Origin of the sequence: Nakamurella sp. A5-74, assembly GCF_040438885.1 — a bacterium.
Lineage (GTDB): Bacteria > Actinomycetota > Actinomycetes > Mycobacteriales > Nakamurellaceae > Nakamurella.
The window spans coordinates 2,223,621-2,240,411 of record NZ_CP159218.1 but is presented as its reverse complement, the minus strand read 5'-3'; the positions used below and the strand labels follow the sequence as shown (position 1 = coordinate 2,240,411).

Genomic DNA, 16,791 nt, shown 5'->3' with positions numbered 1-16,791 from the left:
GAATGAACGCATCACTCGATGGTCGGACAGTTCTCGTCACGGGCGCCAACGGCGGCCTCGGAGCGGAGTTCGTGCACCAGGCGCTCGCCCGTGAAGCCGCGAAGGTCTACGCCGCAGCGCGCACGCCGCAACACTGGGACGATCCCCGGATCCAGCCCTTGTCCCTCGACATCACGGATGCCGACGACGTTGCTCGTGCCGCCGCGGCCGCACCGGACGTCGACCTGCTGGTCAACAACGCCGGCATCGCACCCGCCGGCGACTCCATCTCCGGCCCGGAGCAGGATCTTCGGCGCATCTTCGAGACGAATTTCTTCGGGACGCTCGGTGTCGCGAACGCGTTCAGCCCCGTACTGATGGCCAACGGCGGCGGCACGATCCTCAACGTCCTGTCCGCAGCGGCCTGGATCAATATTCCCACCGGGTACGCAGCGTCCAAGGCGGCCATGTGGTCGGCCACCAACGCCCTCCGGACGGAGCTGCAAGGCCGGGGTGTCCAGGTAATCGGCCTTCTCGTAGGCATGGTCGACACTCCCATGTCGCAACGATGGGACGTGCCGAAGGTCAGCGCCAAGAGCGTGGTCGCCCAGGCCTACGAAGGCGTCACAAGTGGTGCGATCGAAGTGCTAGCCGATGAGTCGACAAGGGAGCTCAAATCTCGGCTCAGCAATCCGGCCGACCAGTTTTACCCCTGGCTCGACGAACTCCTTGGATCGTTCGTGGCCTGAGCCGACCGCAAGCGGTTTTCGCAGCATCCAGCCCAGCCTTCTTCTCTGACAGCATCTTGGCGGAGATCGAAGCGTTGTATCCCATCTTCGACAGTTGTCGGAACTCCTGAACCAGCTCCAGTTCCAGTTTCTCGATCTGCACGCTCATCGCCTTGATCTGCTCCATGCCGTCGACCCCACTGCCAACGCTGCTCGTCGCCACCACGTTCGCCAGCATCTCCGGGGTGGTGAGACTGTCGCGGACGGTCTTCCAGACGGCGGCCTCGATCTCAGCAGCAACGATGTTGGCGTCCACGCACTTCCGGTCAGCGGCCAGGACATTGCGGTTCGTCCGCTCCTGACACTCGTAGTGCGTCGTCCGGTCTTCGACCATGCCGTAGCGCCCACGGAACTTGACGCCGCAGGTCGGGTACAGCCGCCCGGCGAGGAGGTAGTCACCGGCAGGTCTTCTCTCGACTCGGGTTCTCTCGATGACGGCTCGCCACATCTCGAACTGGGCCTGGGTGAAGCGCCCCAGGTTTCCTGCCGCATCCTTGTGAGTTGTAGGGATGAGCAGCATGCCGAAGCAATTCGATCCGGAGCTGTGTGCTCGTGCGGTGCGTCTGGTGACAGAGCACCGAGGGCAGTACCCGTCGTTGACGGCCGCGTCAGCGGCCGTGGCGAAGCAGTTGGGCGTCGGGCAGGAATCCGTGCGCCGGTGGGTGATTCAGGCAGATGTCGATGCTGCTGGCCGCGAAGGTGTTACGACCCAGGAGTTGGAAGAGATCCGGAAGCTCAAGGCTGAGAACCGGCGGCTGCGCGAGGACGTGGCGATCCTGAAACAGGAACCCAGCCGGGGCGAGCCGGCGGTACCGACCATCAGTCAGTCGCCGGTAAGAACTACGTAAGCCGCCTGTTCTGTGATCGACGGTTCGTCGGTGCCACGGTTAATCGTGAAGAGCCACTGGATTTCCGGGCAGGACGGATCTTTTCGTCGTGTCGGCTCTACCGACATGACATCCGCCATCGCGGCGAATGTGTTTCCGCCCTGGACATGTCGATCCCTAGGGAAGGCAAACACCATGCGCAAATCTCAGTTGGCTGGCCGCGCCCGATCGCGGCTGATCACCCTGGCCGTCGCGGCTTCGGTCACCATGACAGGGGGGCTGCTGACCGCCTCACAGGCCACGGCGGGATCCGCCAGCGCTGGCGCCAGCGCGGGCGGCGACGCCGGGCTCGGCCAGCTCGACGGGCAGCTTCCGCGAGACCATCTCACCCTGGAAAGCGCTCTGCAGGTGGATCTGTCCCGGGAAACGGTGCGGCTACCGCTGTACAAGGGCAAGGCACACGGCAAGACTGCATGGTTCGTGCTGCTCGACGCATCGGACAGCGGGCTGGCAGCGGATCTCGGCATCAATTACGCGCCGAAGCTGGCCAACCTGGCCATCGGCTGCCATAGCTGCGTGCAGACCGTCAAGCTGGAATCCCCTACGCCGCAACAGAACCGGTTCGGGCAGGCCGTTGTCGACTTCCAGGATGCGCCGGACTTCTCGCCGACTCGGATGGCCGTTCCCGGCCCTACCGGTTTCCCACTGACCAGCTTCCAGCCCGGTGCCGTCGGTGGCCCGCACTACAGTCCGTTCATCAAGATCGCTGGGTCAGAAGTGGTGTACAGCGCACCGATCGTCGCCACCGGCGACGGCATGTTCGACGTCGACCACCACACCAACACCGCCGACCGGGTCCTCGGCGTACACATCGCGCCGCCGGCCCCGCCCGGAAAGTACTACGAGTCGTGGGTGGACATGCTGTTCATCAAGGGCTTCGACGCCGGCCAACCCATCATCTACCTGAGTACCGACGCCGGCCAACCGTTGACCGCGGTGCTCGAACGAGCCACCTATGCCCCGGCGCTGGACCGGGCCGCCTACAACGGCGGCGACGATTTCCTTGGCTCCGCGCGGGAACGGCTGTTCGGCTTCATCAACGGGCAAACCGGCCGCAACAATCCGCAGGCGCAGGGGTTTGGGCATCTGGCAACTGACGGGCTCATCGGGCGTGACGCATCGGCTCACGACATCCTGCTGATCCAAGCTCTGCGCAACGGTGGAGATCTGCTCAACGTGTTCGGGGACTTCCCGACCCTCACCGATGCCCGCCACTCCAAGGCCTACAGCCCGCTGTGGGACGCCCAACTAGGTCTGTGGACACCGAAGGCCGTCGAGCAGGGGCTGAACACCCGACAGATCGACGAGAACCAGGTATTCAACCTGGCGGCCAGCCGACCAGACCTGCTGACCGGAGTCGACCCGGCGACGGGCAAGCCCGCACCTTACGGTTCAGTGGGCGTCAACATCAATTGCGCCGTCATCGGTTTCACCGCGAAGGCACCGACGGCGAACCTCGCCCAACCGTTGCCGGACTCGCAGTTCCCCCCGCGCTGACCATCGGTCGGCCGGGCCGCCATCAACCGCGGTCCGGCCGACGGGCCGGCCTGCGATGACCATGGCCTGTCGCTCCAGCAGGTCGAGTTCGTCCAGTGCCCCGAAGCTGGACTGTTGGCCGCCGACGCCTTCCCCAACGGCGCGGGCGCCGGCGTCACCGGCGCGGAAGACGACCAGCACGGTGCCGATGGCTGCCGCCAGCGCCAGCATCGCGCCCCGGATCAACAGCTCGCGACGGCCACCTGCTGGTCCGGCCGGTGATCCGGATGCGGATTCGGCTTCTGATCCAGCCGCCGGTGCCGCGGACCGTGCGGCGCCGGGTGGCGATCCTGGTGGCCGCGGCGGTGGTGGCTGCCGCGGCGATCGTGGTGCCGATCGTGCTGACCAACCGCGACAGCCCGACCGTCAGCTCCGAGCTGACCCAGACCTCGGCGAACCCGTTGACGGCCGACGTCCAGTTGTACGGCGAGTCCTGGGGCACCCGGATCACCATGACCTGTGGCTTTTGTGCGGCAGGCACTACCGGATCGGTGACCTCGGACCGTCCTCGGGAGACGCCACGATCCCGCTCATCGAGGACTGAACCGGGCTTCGCGCGGGCGGGACACGTTTCCGGCCGAGGTGCTCGACGGGCACGCTCACGCACCGATCGTCATCGCCACGGACTTCGACTAGACTGGGGTGTCCCCCGATGTGCCCGTGTCCTGGTGCCGTTGCACCGGGGGCGGAAGAATCCCTGGCGACGCAGCGTTGTCATGGGTGCTCGATCACTGCTCCACAATCCGCGCCGATCCATCCGGCGCACAGAAGGGAAGACCATGGCTGACCGCGTCCTTCGAGGATCACGGCTCGGGGCAACGAGCTACGAGGCTGACCGCAACCACGATCTGGCCCCCCGTCGCACCGCGACCTATGCCTGCCCCCGCGACCACAAGTTCACCGTGCCGCTGGCCGACGACGCCGACCTGCCCGGTGTCTGGGACTGCCGCATGCATGGTCTGGAGTCCACCCTTGTGGACGGATCCGCGCCCGAGGGCAAGGCTGTCAAACCACCCCGCACGCACTGGGACATGTTGCTGGAGCGTCGTTCGGTCGAGGAACTCGACGAGATCCTCACCGAGAAGCTGGACGAGCTGAAGGCCCGTCGCACCCTGCAGTGACCCTGTTCCGGCGACGAGCCGGCGACACGTGATGACACGGGACCGGTCGATGCGACCGGTCTCGTTCTCATGCCCGTCAGCTGCTGCGGACCGACTCCGGATTCCTGGTTCCCGACCGGGATCCGAGGTGCCGCAACTGGTTCCAGCGGCGACCGATGCCCCACTTGGTGACGTTGACGTACGCCTCCTGCACGATGTCGCCGCTCATCTTCGACTCACCGATCTCGCGTTCGGTGAACGTGATCGGCACCTCGGCGACGGCGAACCCGGCATCGACCGTGCGCATCGTCATCTCGACCTGGAAGCAGTACCCGCGGGACGACACCGTAGGAAGATCCAACGTGCGCAGCACCTGCGACCGGTACGCGCGGTACCCGGCGGTGACGTCCTTGACGCCGAGCCCCAGGGCTGCCCGCACGTAGAGATTGCCGCCTCGGGAGATCAGATGCCGCGAGACCGGCCAGTTCATGATCTTGCCGCCGGGGACGTAGCGGGACCCGATCACCAGGTCGGCGTGCGCGGAGGCGGAGAGCAGGCGCGGCAAGTGCTCCGGTGGGTGCGAGCCGTCGGCATCCATCTCGACCAGGATGTCGTAGCCGCGATCGAGCCCCCAGCCGAATCCGGCGATGTAGGCGGCGCCGAGACCGTTCTTCTCGGTGCGGTGCATCACGGAGATGCGATCGTCGGCTGCTGCCCGCTGGTCGGCGATCTCGCCGGTACCGTCGGGTGAACCGTCGTCGACGACGAGCACGTCCGCGTCCGGCACGGCAACACGCAGCCTGTCCAGGACCAACGGCAGGTTCTCCCGCTCGTTGTAGGTCGGCACGATCACCAGTACCCGCTCGTCGGCCGGTTGCTGCGATGTCACGTTCGGGGTTCCTCCTGCTCGGTTGCTCTGTCGTCGGCCGGGGCGACGGCTGCGCCCACCGACGGTAGCGGACCGGTGGGCGACTCGTCGGCCGCCGGCGGATCGTGCCGGACGGAGTCACCCGTCGCGGTGGGCGCCCCCGGCGGTTGTCGATGCCGCCGGAGCCGCCACCAGGTCCAGCCGAGGGCCAGCAGCACCAGCACGGTGACGGTCCACTCGAAATACGGCCCCAGCACACCGCCGAGGGTCGTCCCGGAGAGCAGCGGGACGGTCGGGACGAGGAATCCGGGAGTGAACAGCGGCACCGTCGCCGCCACCGACCCGTCGGGTCGGATGACGGCAGAGACCCCGCTCGTCGCGGTGATGAGCACCTCACGGCCGTACTCGACAGCTCGGACCCGACTCATCGCCTGCTGCTGGTAGGTCTCGTCGGTGTAGCCGAAAGTTGCATTGTTGGTCTGTACCACCAGCACCCGGGCGCCGCCGCGGACGATGTCGGCAGTCAGATCGTTCTCCACGATCTCGAAACAGATCAGATCGCCGATCGGGATGCCGTTGATGACGAAATTCCCGGGTCGCTGACCCGGCAGGAACTCCGAGCGCAGCAGATCGACCTGGGCGGAGAAGGTCCGGAAGAACGACCGGTAGGGCATGTACTCGGCGAAGGGCACCGGATGCCGTTTGGTGTACGTCTCCCCCGTCGGTCCCGTCCCCGGGTTCCAGACGATGCCCATGTTGTAGTTGCGGCCGGGCTGGTCCGCCGCGACGACCGCTCCGACCAGGATCGGGACCCCGATGTCGTCGGCCGCCGACTGGATCACCTGGGCCGCGTCGGGATTGGCGAACGGATCGATGTCCGAGGAGTTCTCCGGCCAGAGCACCACCGACGGCCGCGGTTGGGCGCCGGCGCGTACCGCGGCCGCCAACTCGTGGGTCCGCGCCGCATGGTTGTCGAGCACCGCCCTGCGTTGGGCGTTGAACTCGAGCCCGGCCCTCGGCACGTTGCCCTGGATGACGGCGATCGGAGCGGTCGGGGCGGCATCGAGTACGTCGGAGTGCACGGTCGTGAGGTTCGAGCAGGCCACAACGACGACGACGCCGGCGATCACGCCGAGCGGGCGCCAGGAGAGTCGGCGCACTCCTCCCGGCTCCGGGTGCTGCGGTGTCGGTCCGGGTCGCTCGGCGCACGCCAGGGCGACTCTGGCCATCGCGGACCGCAGCAGCACGGTCAGCGAGAAGCCGATGGCAGCCACGGCGAAGCTGATCGCCGTCGACCCGAACAACGAGGCCAGTGGCAGCAGCGGGCCGTCCGGCTGACCGAAGGCCAGCGATCCCCAGCCGAACCCACCGAACGGCCAACGGGCGCGCAGCGCCTCCCCCGCCACCCAGGCCCCCGCGGCCCACAGCGGCCATGCAGGAAGCCTGCGCAGCCACACCAGAGCCAGCCCGACGGGCGCAGTCAGCAGGGACACGACGATCGCCAGGGCCAGCCAGGGCACGGCTCCGACGTAGACCCCGGTCCAGGACAGCAGTGGGACGTAGAACGAGGCGCCGGCCAGGCCGAACATCCAGAACGCGGATCGGCCGCGCAACCCCGTCACGGACAGACCCGCCAGCGCAATGCCGATGGGCGCCAGCCACCACAGGGTCGACGGGGCGAAGGAACCGTAGACCGCGAGGCCACCGGCGACCGCGCTGACCAGCCGCAGCAGCACCCTGATCGGACGGCTTCCCGGCAGGCCGGTCAGTACGGGGCGCGGCAGCGATCGGGACACCACACCAGTGAAGCATCCGTCGACGGAGACCTGTCGCCGTGCCGGTGGTGATCGGCCCGGGGGGCCGCGCTCTCCGAGTCCATGCAGCCACGGGTCGGCAGCCGGTCTGGGAGAATGTCCGGTGTGACGACTCAAGGGGCCGCCGAGCACGCGCCGACCACAGCTTCGTCGACCGCCGGCCCGATCAGCTCTGGTGCCGACACCCCCGACACCGGCCTGACTGCTGACCAGGTGGCCGAACGCACGGCCGCCGGACGGACCAACGCCGTCGACACCCGCTCCTCACGCAGCGTCTGGGAGATCATCAAGGCGAACGTCCTGACCCGCTTCAACGCGATCCTGGGCGCGCTGTTCGTGCTCATCCTCATCACCGGCTCGATCGCCGACGGTCTGTTCGGGCTGATCCTGGTGGCGAACTCACTGATCGGCATCGTCCAGGAGGTCCTGGCGAAGCGGAAACTCGATCGGCTCGCGCTGCTCAACGCGCCGATCACCCGGGTGGTGCGGGACGGCGTCGTCGTCGAGGTCCCCACCGCCGAGGTCGTGCAGGACGACCTGGTCGAGCTGCGCAGCGGCGACCAGGTACCCGCCGACGGCTTCGTCCGCTCCGGCGACGGGCTGGAACTCGACGAGTCGAACCTCACCGGAGAGTCGGATGCCGTCGGGAAACGTCCGGGCGACGAGGTGCGTTCCGGTACGTCGGTGGTGGCCGGGATCGGACGGTTCGAGGCAGCGCAGGTCGGACCGGACGCCTACGCCAACAAGATCGCCGCCGAGGCCAGGAAGTTCACCCGCGCCCACTCCGAGATCCAGTCGTCGGTCAACACCCTGCTCAAATACATCACCTGGGTGATCGTGATCGCCCTCCCGCTGCAGATCTTCTCCCAGGCCAGGGTGGTCGGTGACCAGGGCTGGCGACAGGTGGTGATCCGCTCCACCGGTGGACTCGTCGGGCTGGTCCCGGAGGGTCTGGTGCTGCTCACCTCGGTCGCCTTCCTGCTCGCCGCCGTCCAGCTGACCCGTAAACAGGTGCTGGTGCAAGAACTCCCGGCTGTCGAGGGGCTGGCCAGGGTCGACGTGGTGTGCCTGGACAAGACCGGCACCCTGACGGTCGGCGACATCGCCTTCGAGGACATCCACGTGATCGGCGATCCACGCGGCAACGACGACGGCGTCGGTGAGGACGAACTGCGCTGCGCCCTCGGTGCGCTCGCCGACGATGCCAACGCCAACGGCACGCTCAAGGCGGTCGCGGCGTCCATCGACCCGCCGGACGGCTGGGACCGGATCGCGACCATCGCCTTCAACTCGGCCCGCAAGTGGAGCGCCGCCTGCTTCACCGGCCGCGGGACCTGGATCCTCGGCGCTCCCGACGTGCTGCTGGTCGAGCACGACCCGCTGCGCGAACGGGTCAGCGAGCTGGCCAGGACCGGTCGGCGGGTCATCCTGCTGGCCAGTAGTGCGCGGGCCAGCCTGGACGGTCCGACCCTGCCGGAGGACCTCGTCCCCGAGGCGCTGGTGACGCTCACCGAACAAGTGCGACCCGACGCCGCCGAGACCCTCAAGTACTTCGCCGACCAGGGTGTGGCGATCAAGGTGATCTCCGGCGACAACCCCCAGACCGTTGCCGCGATCGCCCAACGGGTGGGCCTGCCGATCGACACCTCGACCCGCTCCGAGACGGGACTGCCGATCGGTGTGGTGGACGCCCGCACCCTCGGCACCGACCCGCAGGAGCTGCGGGAGGTGGCGAAGGAGACGATCGTCTTCGGCCGGGTCTCGCCGGAGCAGAAGCGCGCGCTGGTGCGGGCGCTGCAGGCGCAGGGCCACGTCGTCGCGATGACCGGTGACGGCGTCAACGACGCGCTGGCACTCAAGGACGCCGACATCGGTGTCGCCATGGGCAACGGCGCCCAGGCGACGAAGTCCGTCGCGCAGTTGGTGCTGCTGGACGGCAAGTTCTCCCACCTGCCCGACGTGCTCGCCGAGGGCCGCCGGGTGATCGGCAACGTCGAACGCGTCGCCAACCTGTTCCTGGCGAAGAACGTCATGAGCCTGATCGCGATCATCACCGCGGCCGCGTTCGCACTGCCGTTCCCGTTCCTGCCCCGCCACCTGACGCTGGTGTCGGCGGTCACCATCGGCATCCCGGCGTTCTTCCTCGCGCTTGGTCCCAACAAGCGCCGCTACATCCCCGGTTTCCTGCGTCGGGTGCTGCGTTTCGCCGTCCCGGCAGGCGTGATCGCCGGGGTGGTGGTGATCGTGTCGTACCTGCTGGCGAACCTGCACTACGGCGTCCCGAAGGGACAGTTCAGCTCCCGTTGCGCCGTCCCGGAGGGCCTGAAGACCGTGGCCGACCATGCTTGCTGGCAGCCCGGCGCCGGCGCCACCGTTGCCCTGCTGACGACGTTCTTCTGGATCCTGTTGGTCCTGGCCAGGCCTCTGCGACCGTGGAAGCTGGGCCTGATCGGCGCGATGATCCTGATCGCGGTGCTGGCCTTCGCCGTCCCGATCGGACGTGAGTTCTTCAACTTCGATCTGCCCAGCGGCCTGTTCTGGCAGTCGTTCGCGGTCGGGGTCGGTGGCGCGCTGCTGGTGGAGCTGGTCTATCGCACGTCCAAGGAGATCCGCGAGACCCACCACGTGGCGGACTGATCGTGGCTCGTCGCAAGAACGACTTCGACGAGGCGCCGGCCGGTTCAGAGATCCTGCTGGACCGGGCCACCGACCACGGTTGGCTGCGGATCGAGCAGGACCCCTCCGCGCCGTCCGGTCGGATCGTGTACCTGGACGGTGTCGCCTGCTCCTACATCGACCTGGACGATCCGCAGCACCTCGAGTTCACCTACATCCAACGCTTCGCCGGCATCATCGAGGCGTTCTGGCCGGCCCCGTTCCCGCTGCGGGTGACGCACGTGGGTGGGGGCGCCGTGAGCCTGCCGCGCTACCTGGCCGACACCCGCCCGCGGTCGGCGCAACTGGTCTACGAGTACGACGGCGCGTTGATCGAGCTGTCCCGGGAACACCTGGGGCTCACCACGTTCCAAGGGTTCAAGGTCAAGATCGGGGATGCGCGGCCGCGCATCGACCGCCGCTCCCCCGGCTCTGCCGACGTCGTGGTGGGCGACGCGTTCGTCGGCCGGACCGTTCCGCCACAACTTGCCTCCCAGGAATACCTCGAGGCCGTGCACGACGTCCTGGACGAGGGCGGCATCTACCTGCTGAACGTCATCGCCGGACCGGACCTGCACCTCGCGCGTCGGCACGCCGCAACGCTGCGGTCCGTCTTCAGCACGGTGCTGGTGTCGGCCGATCCGGATGTGTTGGCCGGCAAGGTGAGCGGGAACCTGGTCTACCTGGCCACGGATCGCCCCGTCCGTTCGTTGCCGATCGGCCCGATCCTGGCCGCGTGCACCTCCGGCAGCTATCCGGACCGGGTGATCCGTCCCGACGAGATCTCCCGCTTCGCGGCCGGCGCGCCGGTGCTCACCGACTGAGCGCGCGTCAAGGCTGCAGGCCGGTGTGGGCGGCGGCGAAGGCGAGCTGGTCGGCGTACTCGGCGGCGAGGGCCTTCACCGGCTTCCCGGCGCCGTGGCCGGCGCGGGTGTCCACCCGCAGCAGGATCGGTGCGGTGGATCCCTGGGCGCGCTGCAGTTCGGCGGCGAACTTGAGGGAGTGCGCCGGGACGACGCGGTCGTCGTGGTCGCCGGTGCAGATCAGGGTGGCCGGATAGCTGCGCCCCTGCTCGAGGTTGTGCAGCGGCGAATAGGCCAGCAGCACCGGGAAATCGGCCGGATCGTCCGGGTTCCCGTACTCGGTGGTCCAGGCGGCGCCGATGGTGAAGCGGTGGAACCGCAGCATGTCCAGCACGCCCACCGTCGGCAGCGCTGCAGCCCACAGTTCGGGTCGCTGGGTCAGCGCGGCGCCGGCGAGCAGGCCGCCGTTGGAGCGGCCGTGGACGACCAACTCACCGGACGTGGTGAGGCCGGCGGCGATCAGCTTCTCGGCGCAGGCGTACAGGTCGTCGAAGACCTGCTGTTTGTGGTGCAGCATGCCGGCCCGGTGCCAGTCCTGACCGAACTCACCGCCACCCCGCAGGTTCGCCACGGCCACTACCCCGCCGGCGGCGACCCAGGCCGCCAACATCGCGGAGAAGGACGGGTTCAGCGGGATGTCGAATCCGCCGTAGCCGTACAGCAGTGTCGGGCGTGGTCCGTCGTGGGCGAGGTCGGTACGCCGGATGACCGTCATCGGCACTGCCGCGCCGTCGGAGGACTCCGCCGTCAGGCGCTCCGTGCTGATCGGCGGCGCGGCGATGTCCTCGGTCGCTTCCTGCGGAAGGATCCGCACCCGGTCGGTCGCCACCGACAGATCGACGCGTCGCTGCGTCTCGCGGCTGGTGAAGGACGTGGTGCCGACGAAGAACTCCTGGGAGGAGAACCTGCCGTTCACTGCCGTCACGGTGGCTGGGTGTTCGATCTCGACGGAGAACACCGACTCTCCCCGCAGCGTCATCACCTGCAGTCGATGGGCGGTGTCGAGTGAGGACACCACGGCCCAGTGCCCGCCGACCGGGGTCACCGCTTCCAGTTGCACCACAGGATCTTCCGCCACCACTTCGATGAGGCCAGCAGCGGAGGTGTTGTCCTGCAGGGGGATCCGCACGATGCGGCGGCGTGGAGCGCCGTCGTCGGTGAGCAGATACAGCTCGTCGTCGACGACGTCGATCGGATGCCAGGCCGCTGCCAGTTCGCCGACGACGACCGTGGTGTGTCCGAAGCTGCCGTCCGCGCCCACCGGGCGCACTTCGACCCGGGTCCGCGAATCGGTACCGGGCGACGAGGTGAGGATCAGCCAGCTGTCGTCCGAGGAAAACTCCGGGTCGACCATCCACTGTGCCGTGTGGGATTCGGCGTCGTCGGCCTGCGCCCACACCTGCTCGTCCGCATCCTGCGGCGTACCCAGGCGGTGCAGCACCAGTTCGCCTGGCGGCATCTCGTCGCTGTGCGCCTGACCTGACGGTGCCGGATAGCGCCAGTAGAGCACTCCCCCGGCATCCGGCAGCCACGTCGGTCGGGAGAACTTGCTCCACTGCAGCTCGTCGTCCAGGAATGCTCCGGCGTCCGCACCCCGGGTGTGCAGGAACCGGATCGTCTGCCAATCGGATCCCGCCTCCGACAGACCGACGGCGAGCAGCGCACCATCGGGGCTGGTGGACAGCGTGTTGAGCGCGACTGTGCCGTCGGCGGCCAAGGCGTTCGGGTCCAGCAACACCCTGGGCACGTCCAGCAGTTGCTGCAGATCGTCGGCGGCGACCACCACGTCCTGGTCGAGGTCACCGGGATTCTGCAGGCGGAACCAGGTCCCGCCGCGCTCCCACGGCGTTCCGGCGCGCGGAGTGGTCAGCAGTCCCAGCACCGACTCGGTGAACCAGCGCTGCGCAGGCAGCGCGGCCAGGGCCGGCTCGCTCACCCGGTTCTGCTGCGCGATGAAGTCCGTCGTCCGCGGATCGTCCGGGTCCTCCAGGTAGCGATAGGGGTCGGCGACCCGTACCCCGTGCAGGTCGTCAACGACGTCCGTCCGCTCCGGGGCCGGGATGGTCGATGGTCTGGCCGTGGCATCGGTGCTCATCACCCGATCCCATCACAGCACCCCGGAGCGGTGCAGTTCAGCCTCGGTCGAGGAATCCCGGGTACTCGGCCAGTTGCAGGTCCTGCAGCATGAACTCGGTGCTGGTCGTCCCGGCGAGCGTGGTCACCACCGTCGGACCCAGCTGCCGGGTGACGGCGCCGGTGTACTTGCTGGTGCCCAACTCTGCCCAGACAGCGGTGAGGATCGAGGTGGCCGTCGCCGCTTCCTGGTCGGAACCGTAGAGCGTGACGAACACCGACGTACCGACGAGACGGTCGCCGGGAATCCAGCCGAAGCCACCGAACTCAGGTACCGGCGGCTGCCCGAAGCCGTTGCGCGCCACCACGGTGGCGAGAGCAGCGGACACCGCCGGCGGCGCGAGACCACGCGGAACCTGCACCATGTCGGTACCCAGCACCGTCACGGCGGCACCCGGCAGCTGGGACAGCACGGCGACCACATCGGGGTCCTGCCACAGCGACCCCTGCACTGCTGTGCCGCCGACGACCTGGCTGACGACGGCGCTCCGCGGTTCGCCGTCCCGGATGAGGGTGGCGCCGGCTGCGGTGTCGATGCCGACGAAGCTGTCCCCTCCGAGCAGACCTCCGACGCCGTCGACCGTGGTCGGCTCGCCGTCACCGCCGGCAAAGTTCTTGCGCAGCAACGACAGGTCCGCGGCGCCGGTACACCTGGAGACGGTGCCGTCCTTGCCGTCGGTGCGACTGCCGACGGTGATGGACGGTCCGGCGGCCGCGGTCCGCAGCGGGGCGGAGGACTCATCGAGGGTGCGGCACGGCTCCCGGACCGGGTTCAGATCCAGGTAGGCGTTCTCCGCTCGGGAGCGGCCCTCCGGTGTGCCACCGCTGTCGTCGTCCTGGGCGGGATAGCCCTGGCGCGCGGCGATCGCGTTGAGCACCGGTGTCTCAACGACCACGATCGACTGCTTCGTGTCCGCTGAGGCAGGGATTGCCTGCAGCACGAGGGTTGCCACCTGGGGCACTGCAGGAGTACCAGCGACCACCCCCGTGACGACTCCGCTGACACCGGCTCCTGGCACCGGATCGCTGCATCCCGCGAGCAGCAGAACCGCGGACAGCAGCCCGACCGGCAGGGCCGGTGATCGCGGAGTGGCCGGCGACCGCCGGATCGACGCGCGCATCACGGTGTACGCGGCGCCCGGTCCGCCGCGGTCCCCGGAACCCCGTCGAGGTAGTTGCGCTTCTCGAACGGCGTCGACAGCACGACAGTGGTGTGCGTGGAGACCCCGGCGCGCATCCTGATCTGGGCCAGCAGCGCCTCCAGCGCCGCCGGCGAGGTGACGCGTACCTGGATGATGTACGACTCGGTGCCCGCCACCGAGTAGCACGATTCGATGGCCGACAGATCGGCCAACCGCTGCGGATAGTCGTCGGGGGCGGCCGGGTCGATCGGCGTCAACGAGACGAAGGCGGTGAGCGGCAGACCCACGAGTTCCGGATCGAGTCTGGCACCGTACCCGAGGATCACACCCCGCTCCTCCAGCCGTCGAACCCGTTGGTGCACAGCGGAAACGGACAGCCCGATCCGCTCGGCGAGATCGGTGAAGGAGCACCGGCCGTCATCGGCGAGGATCCCGACGATCCTGGCATCCACTTCTTCCAACACTAGGCGTCCCCGAGCCGGAGGAGCTGGCGGGGAGAATTGTTCAGGCGCACGGGCCGGCCGTCGGCGCCGACGGCGACGATGTCCTCGATCCGGACGCCGAATCGGCCGGGCAGGTAGATGCCGGGCTCCACCGAGAACGTCATCCCCGGCTCCAGCCGGCGGTCGTTGCCACTGACCAGGTACGGGTGCTCGTGCACCTCGAGCCCGATCCCGTGCCCGGTCCTGGTGATGAAGTACTCGCCGTAGCCGGCCTCGACGATCACCGACCGGCTGGCCGCGTCGACGTCCGCACACGAAGCCCCGGCGACCGCGGCCTCGACCCCGGCGTGCTGGGCCCGCCGGACGATCTCGTGGACCTCTGCGAAGTCAGGATCTGACGGGGTTCCCACGACATACGTCCTGGTGGAGTCGGAGCAGTAGCCGGAGGCCGCCGGCCCGCCGATGTCGACGACCACCGCGTCGCCGTCCTGGATGACGGTGTCCGACCCGCGATGGTGCGGGCTGGCGCCGTGCGGTCCGGCAGCGACGATGACGAATTCGGCGGTGGTGTGCCCCTCCTGCACGATCGCGGCGCCGATGTCTGCGGCGACCTCGTCCTCGGTGCGCCCGACACGCAGCCATTCCGCCATCCGCAGGTGCACCCGGTCGATCGCGGCGCCGACCGCTGCCAGCGCCGCGAGCTCGGCGTCGTCCTTGCGCATCCGCAGCTCGGCGATCGCTTCGCCGGCCAGCCTGAGTTCGGAACCCGGCACCGCTGCCTGGATGCCGAGGGCGTGCATCGCCGGCAGGTAGTAGTCGACGGCCAGCACCCGGGCGGTTTCGGGGAGCAGCGCAGCCAGCGCAGCGTGCTGGTCCTCGCCGTCGGTCCAGGTGACGATCTGCAGGTCCAACTCCTGGGTGGGCGTGCCGTTCCAGCCGGGCCGCTCCAGGATCGGGACCAGCAGAGCAGCGGTGCCGTCCGCAGTGACCGCCAGGGCGGTGAGCCGCTCGTGGGAGGCGATCGAGTGTCCGACCAGGTACTGCAGGTCGGCGCCGGATCCGATCACCGCGGCGTCCAGACCGCTCCGTGCGAGTACGGCGGCGAAGCGGGCAATCCGGTCGTCGTGGACCGCCGCAGACGGCACCGCGCTCAGCGCCGGGTCGGCGGCCGAACCACGATCGGCGCCGCTGCCGTCGACATTGCCGTCGACGCGGTCGTGAAGTGTGGGTGTCTCGTTCGCCATGGGCGCAGCGTAGCCCGGTAGCGTCACGACCCATGCTGCAGCTGTTCGATCTCGCCGGGATCTACTTCCGCGCCTTCCATGCCGTGCCGACGTCGACCGTCGGGCCGCACGGCAAGCCCGTCAACTCCGTCCGCGGGACGCTCGACATCCTGGCCAGGGTGATCGCGGACGCCGGACCCACCCGCGCCGTCGCCTGCCTCGACCTGGACTGGCGGCCGGCCTGGCGGGTGGAGCTGATCCCGACCTACAAATCCCACCGGGTCGCCTCCGCGACCGCCGACCCGGACGTCCCCGACGTCGAGGAGGCGCCGGACGAGCTGTCGGAGCAGGTGCCGATCCTGCTGGACATCCTGGGCGCCATCGGCATCGCCACCGGAGGTGCGGAACACTGCGAGGCCGACGACGTGATCGGCGTGCTGGCTGCGACCGAGCGGACGGATCCGGTTGAGATCGTGAGCGGCGACCGTGATCTGTTCCAGCTGGTCGCGGACGGGCCACCACCCATCGTCGTGCGGTACATCGGTGCGGGGATGAGCAAGGCCATGGTCTACGACACCGCCGCCGTGCAGGCGAGGTTCGGCGTGCCGGCATCCGGCTACGTCGACTACGCGACCTTGCGCGGTGACGCCTCGGACGGGCTGCCCGGCGTTGCCGGGATCGGGGAGAAGACAGCGGCGTCGTTGATCTCCCGGTTCGGCAGCATCGACGGGATCCTGGCGGCCCTGGACGACCAGGATTCTCCGCTCGCGTCCGGACCTCGGGCCAAGCTCGCCCCCGCTCGGGCGTATCTGCAGGTGGCCCCCGCGGTGACCGCCGTGCGGCGGGACGGCGACATCACGATGTCCCGCTCGGACGTCCTTCCCAGCGAGCCGGACGACGGCGGCCGGTTGACCGCGCTCGCCGCAGAACACGGCGTCGGCAACTCCGTCCGCCGGCTGACCACGGTGCTCGGTTTCTCCGAGGACAGTTGGTGAGTGGCCCGGAGGACACCCAGTCCGGGTCCCCCGGCCCGACGGTCGGGCTGTGCGACCTGCGGGTGGTGGTCGACCGGATCGAGGGTCGCTCGGTGTGCGGTCTACGACCCGGGGACGCCTTCGTCGTCACCGGATCGAGCCGACTCTCCATCCAGGGCGGCGGCCACTTCTGCCTGTATGCGCTGGCCGCGGTGCTGCCGATGCTGCCGGCGAACCAGCGTCCGCTGCCGGCGGGTGACTGGATGCGCGGCGACGTCGAGGTCGCCTGCCCGGACCCGGAGGAACGGCTCATCATGCGGATCGAGCGCGGCGACGTGCGGGAGTTGGCGCGTGACGAGCTCACCTGAACCCCGTCGGGGGGTGCA

At 68.8% G+C, this 16,791-nt stretch carries 15 protein-coding genes and 1 pseudogene; 8 read left to right on the top strand and 8 right to left on the bottom strand.

Features of this window, described 5'->3' with window-relative positions:
- Nucleotides 1–2: 2 nt before the first annotated feature.
- The gene (locus tag ABLG96_RS10255) at nt 3–728 is read left to right on the top strand and encodes an SDR family oxidoreductase (protein WP_353651225.1); all 726 of its coding nucleotides are present in this window, start codon (nt 3–5) and stop codon (nt 726–728) included.
- On the opposite strand, the gene ABLG96_RS10250 is transcribed toward ABLG96_RS10255, so the two are convergent.
- On the bottom strand, nt 664–1,287 hold the full coding sequence (locus ABLG96_RS10250) for a hypothetical protein (RefSeq protein WP_353651224.1): 624 nt from the start codon (nt 1,285–1,287) through the stop codon (nt 664–666). The two genes, ABLG96_RS10255 and ABLG96_RS10250, sit on opposite strands and share 65 nt — an antisense overlap.
- Here ABLG96_RS10250 and ABLG96_RS10245 point away from each other — a divergent pair.
- A pseudogene (locus ABLG96_RS10245) lies at nt 1,286–1,549 on the top strand (transposase); the annotation flags it as partial. The gene ABLG96_RS10250 and the pseudogene ABLG96_RS10245 sit on opposite strands and share 2 nt — an antisense overlap.
- Nucleotides 1,550–1,660: 111 nt before the next feature.
- A complete protein-coding gene (locus ABLG96_RS10240; protein ID WP_353651223.1) occupies nt 1,661–3,151 on the top strand; it encodes a hypothetical protein in 1,491 nt (496 codons plus the stop codon).
- Between the two features lie 154 nt (nt 3,152–3,305).
- Here ABLG96_RS10240 and ABLG96_RS10235 read toward each other — a convergent pair whose 3' ends face one another.
- Nucleotides 3,306–3,632, bottom strand: coding sequence for a hypothetical protein (locus ABLG96_RS10235; RefSeq protein ID WP_353651222.1), 327 nt, complete (start codon nt 3,630–3,632; stop codon nt 3,306–3,308).
- A gap of 337 nt (nt 3,633–3,969) precedes the next feature.
- On the opposite strand from ABLG96_RS10235, the gene ABLG96_RS10230 reads away from it, so the two are divergent.
- Nucleotides 3,970–4,311, top strand: coding sequence for an RNA polymerase-binding protein RbpA (locus tag ABLG96_RS10230; protein WP_353651221.1), 342 nt, complete (start codon nt 3,970–3,972; stop codon nt 4,309–4,311).
- Nucleotides 4,312–4,387: 76 nt separating this feature from the next.
- Here the strand turns inward: ABLG96_RS10230 and ABLG96_RS10225 are convergent, their stop codons facing one another.
- Together ABLG96_RS10225 and lnt are read right to left on the bottom strand one after the other, a co-directional pair.
- On the bottom strand, nt 4,388–5,179 hold the full coding sequence (locus tag ABLG96_RS10225; RefSeq protein WP_353651220.1) for a polyprenol monophosphomannose synthase: 792 nt from the start codon (nt 5,177–5,179) through the stop codon (nt 4,388–4,390).
- On the bottom strand, nt 5,176–6,954 hold the full coding sequence (lnt, locus tag ABLG96_RS10220) for an apolipoprotein N-acyltransferase (protein ID WP_353651219.1): 1,779 nt from the start codon (nt 6,952–6,954) through the stop codon (nt 5,176–5,178). Before lnt ends, ABLG96_RS10225 begins: the two co-directional genes overlap by 4 nt.
- 123 nt (nt 6,955–7,077) lie before the next feature.
- Here lnt and ABLG96_RS10215 point away from each other — a divergent pair, with 123 nt between their 5' ends.
- The gene (locus tag ABLG96_RS10215) at nt 7,078–9,609 is read left to right on the top strand and encodes an HAD-IC family P-type ATPase (protein WP_353651218.1); all 2,532 of its coding nucleotides are present in this window, start codon (nt 7,078–7,080) and stop codon (nt 9,607–9,609) included.
- A 2-nt stretch (nt 9,610–9,611) separates the two neighbouring features.
- Complete coding sequence (locus ABLG96_RS10210) at nt 9,612–10,451, top strand: fused MFS/spermidine synthase (protein ID WP_353651217.1); 840 nt, start codon at nt 9,612–9,614, stop codon at nt 10,449–10,451.
- 7 nt (nt 10,452–10,458) lie between these two features.
- On the opposite strand, the gene ABLG96_RS10205 is transcribed toward ABLG96_RS10210, so the two are convergent.
- The 4 genes from ABLG96_RS10205 to ABLG96_RS10190 form a co-directional block, all read right to left on the bottom strand.
- Entirely contained in the window at nt 10,459–12,585 is a 2,127-nt protein-coding gene (locus tag ABLG96_RS10205; RefSeq protein WP_353651216.1) for a prolyl oligopeptidase family serine peptidase, read from the bottom strand.
- A gap of 37 nt (nt 12,586–12,622) precedes the next feature.
- A complete protein-coding gene (locus ABLG96_RS10200; RefSeq protein WP_353651215.1) occupies nt 12,623–13,576 on the bottom strand; it encodes a hypothetical protein in 954 nt (317 codons plus the stop codon).
- A 167-nt stretch (nt 13,577–13,743) separates the two neighbouring features.
- Nucleotides 13,744–14,229, bottom strand: a complete 486-nt coding sequence (locus ABLG96_RS10195; RefSeq protein ID WP_353651214.1) for an Lrp/AsnC family transcriptional regulator — start codon at nt 14,227–14,229, stop codon at nt 13,744–13,746.
- The gene (locus tag ABLG96_RS10190; RefSeq protein ID WP_353651213.1) at nt 14,229–15,452 is read right to left on the bottom strand and encodes a Xaa-Pro peptidase family protein; all 1,224 of its coding nucleotides are present in this window, start codon (nt 15,450–15,452) and stop codon (nt 14,229–14,231) included. The genes ABLG96_RS10195 and ABLG96_RS10190 overlap by 1 nt, the downstream gene beginning before the upstream one ends.
- A 32-nt stretch (nt 15,453–15,484) precedes the next feature.
- On the opposite strand from ABLG96_RS10190, the gene ABLG96_RS10185 reads away from it, so the two are divergent.
- Both ABLG96_RS10185 and ABLG96_RS10180 read left to right on the top strand, forming a co-directional pair.
- Nucleotides 15,485–16,426, top strand: a complete 942-nt coding sequence (locus tag ABLG96_RS10185) for a 5'-3' exonuclease (RefSeq protein ID WP_353651212.1) — start codon at nt 15,485–15,487, stop codon at nt 16,424–16,426.
- Entirely contained in the window at nt 16,423–16,773 is a 351-nt protein-coding gene (locus ABLG96_RS10180; RefSeq protein ID WP_353651211.1) for a TIGR04076 family protein, read from the top strand. The genes ABLG96_RS10185 and ABLG96_RS10180 overlap by 4 nt, the downstream gene beginning before the upstream one ends.
- The last annotated feature ends 18 nt before the right edge of the window (nt 16,774–16,791 follow it).

What these genes read in the sequence shown, in the direction of transcription:
- ABLG96_RS10230 (WP_353651221.1), top strand. Translation starts at nt 3,970, where the DNA reads ATGGCTGACCGCGTCCTTCGAGGATCACGGCTCGGGGCAACGAGCTAC.
- ABLG96_RS10250 (WP_353651224.1), bottom strand. Translation starts at nt 1,287, where the DNA reads ATGCTGCTCATCCCTACAACTCACAAGGATGCGGCAGGAAACCTGGGG.
- ABLG96_RS10255 (WP_353651225.1), top strand. Translation starts at nt 3, where the DNA reads ATGAACGCATCACTCGATGGTCGGACAGTTCTCGTCACGGGCGCCAAC.
- ABLG96_RS10190 (WP_353651213.1), bottom strand. Translation starts at nt 15,452, where the DNA reads ATGGCGAACGAGACACCCACACTTCACGACCGCGTCGACGGCAATGTC.
- ABLG96_RS10205 (WP_353651216.1), bottom strand. Translation starts at nt 12,585, where the DNA reads ATGAGCACCGATGCCACGGCCAGACCATCGACCATCCCGGCCCCGGAG.
- ABLG96_RS10185 (WP_353651212.1), top strand. Translation starts at nt 15,485, where the DNA reads ATGCTGCAGCTGTTCGATCTCGCCGGGATCTACTTCCGCGCCTTCCAT.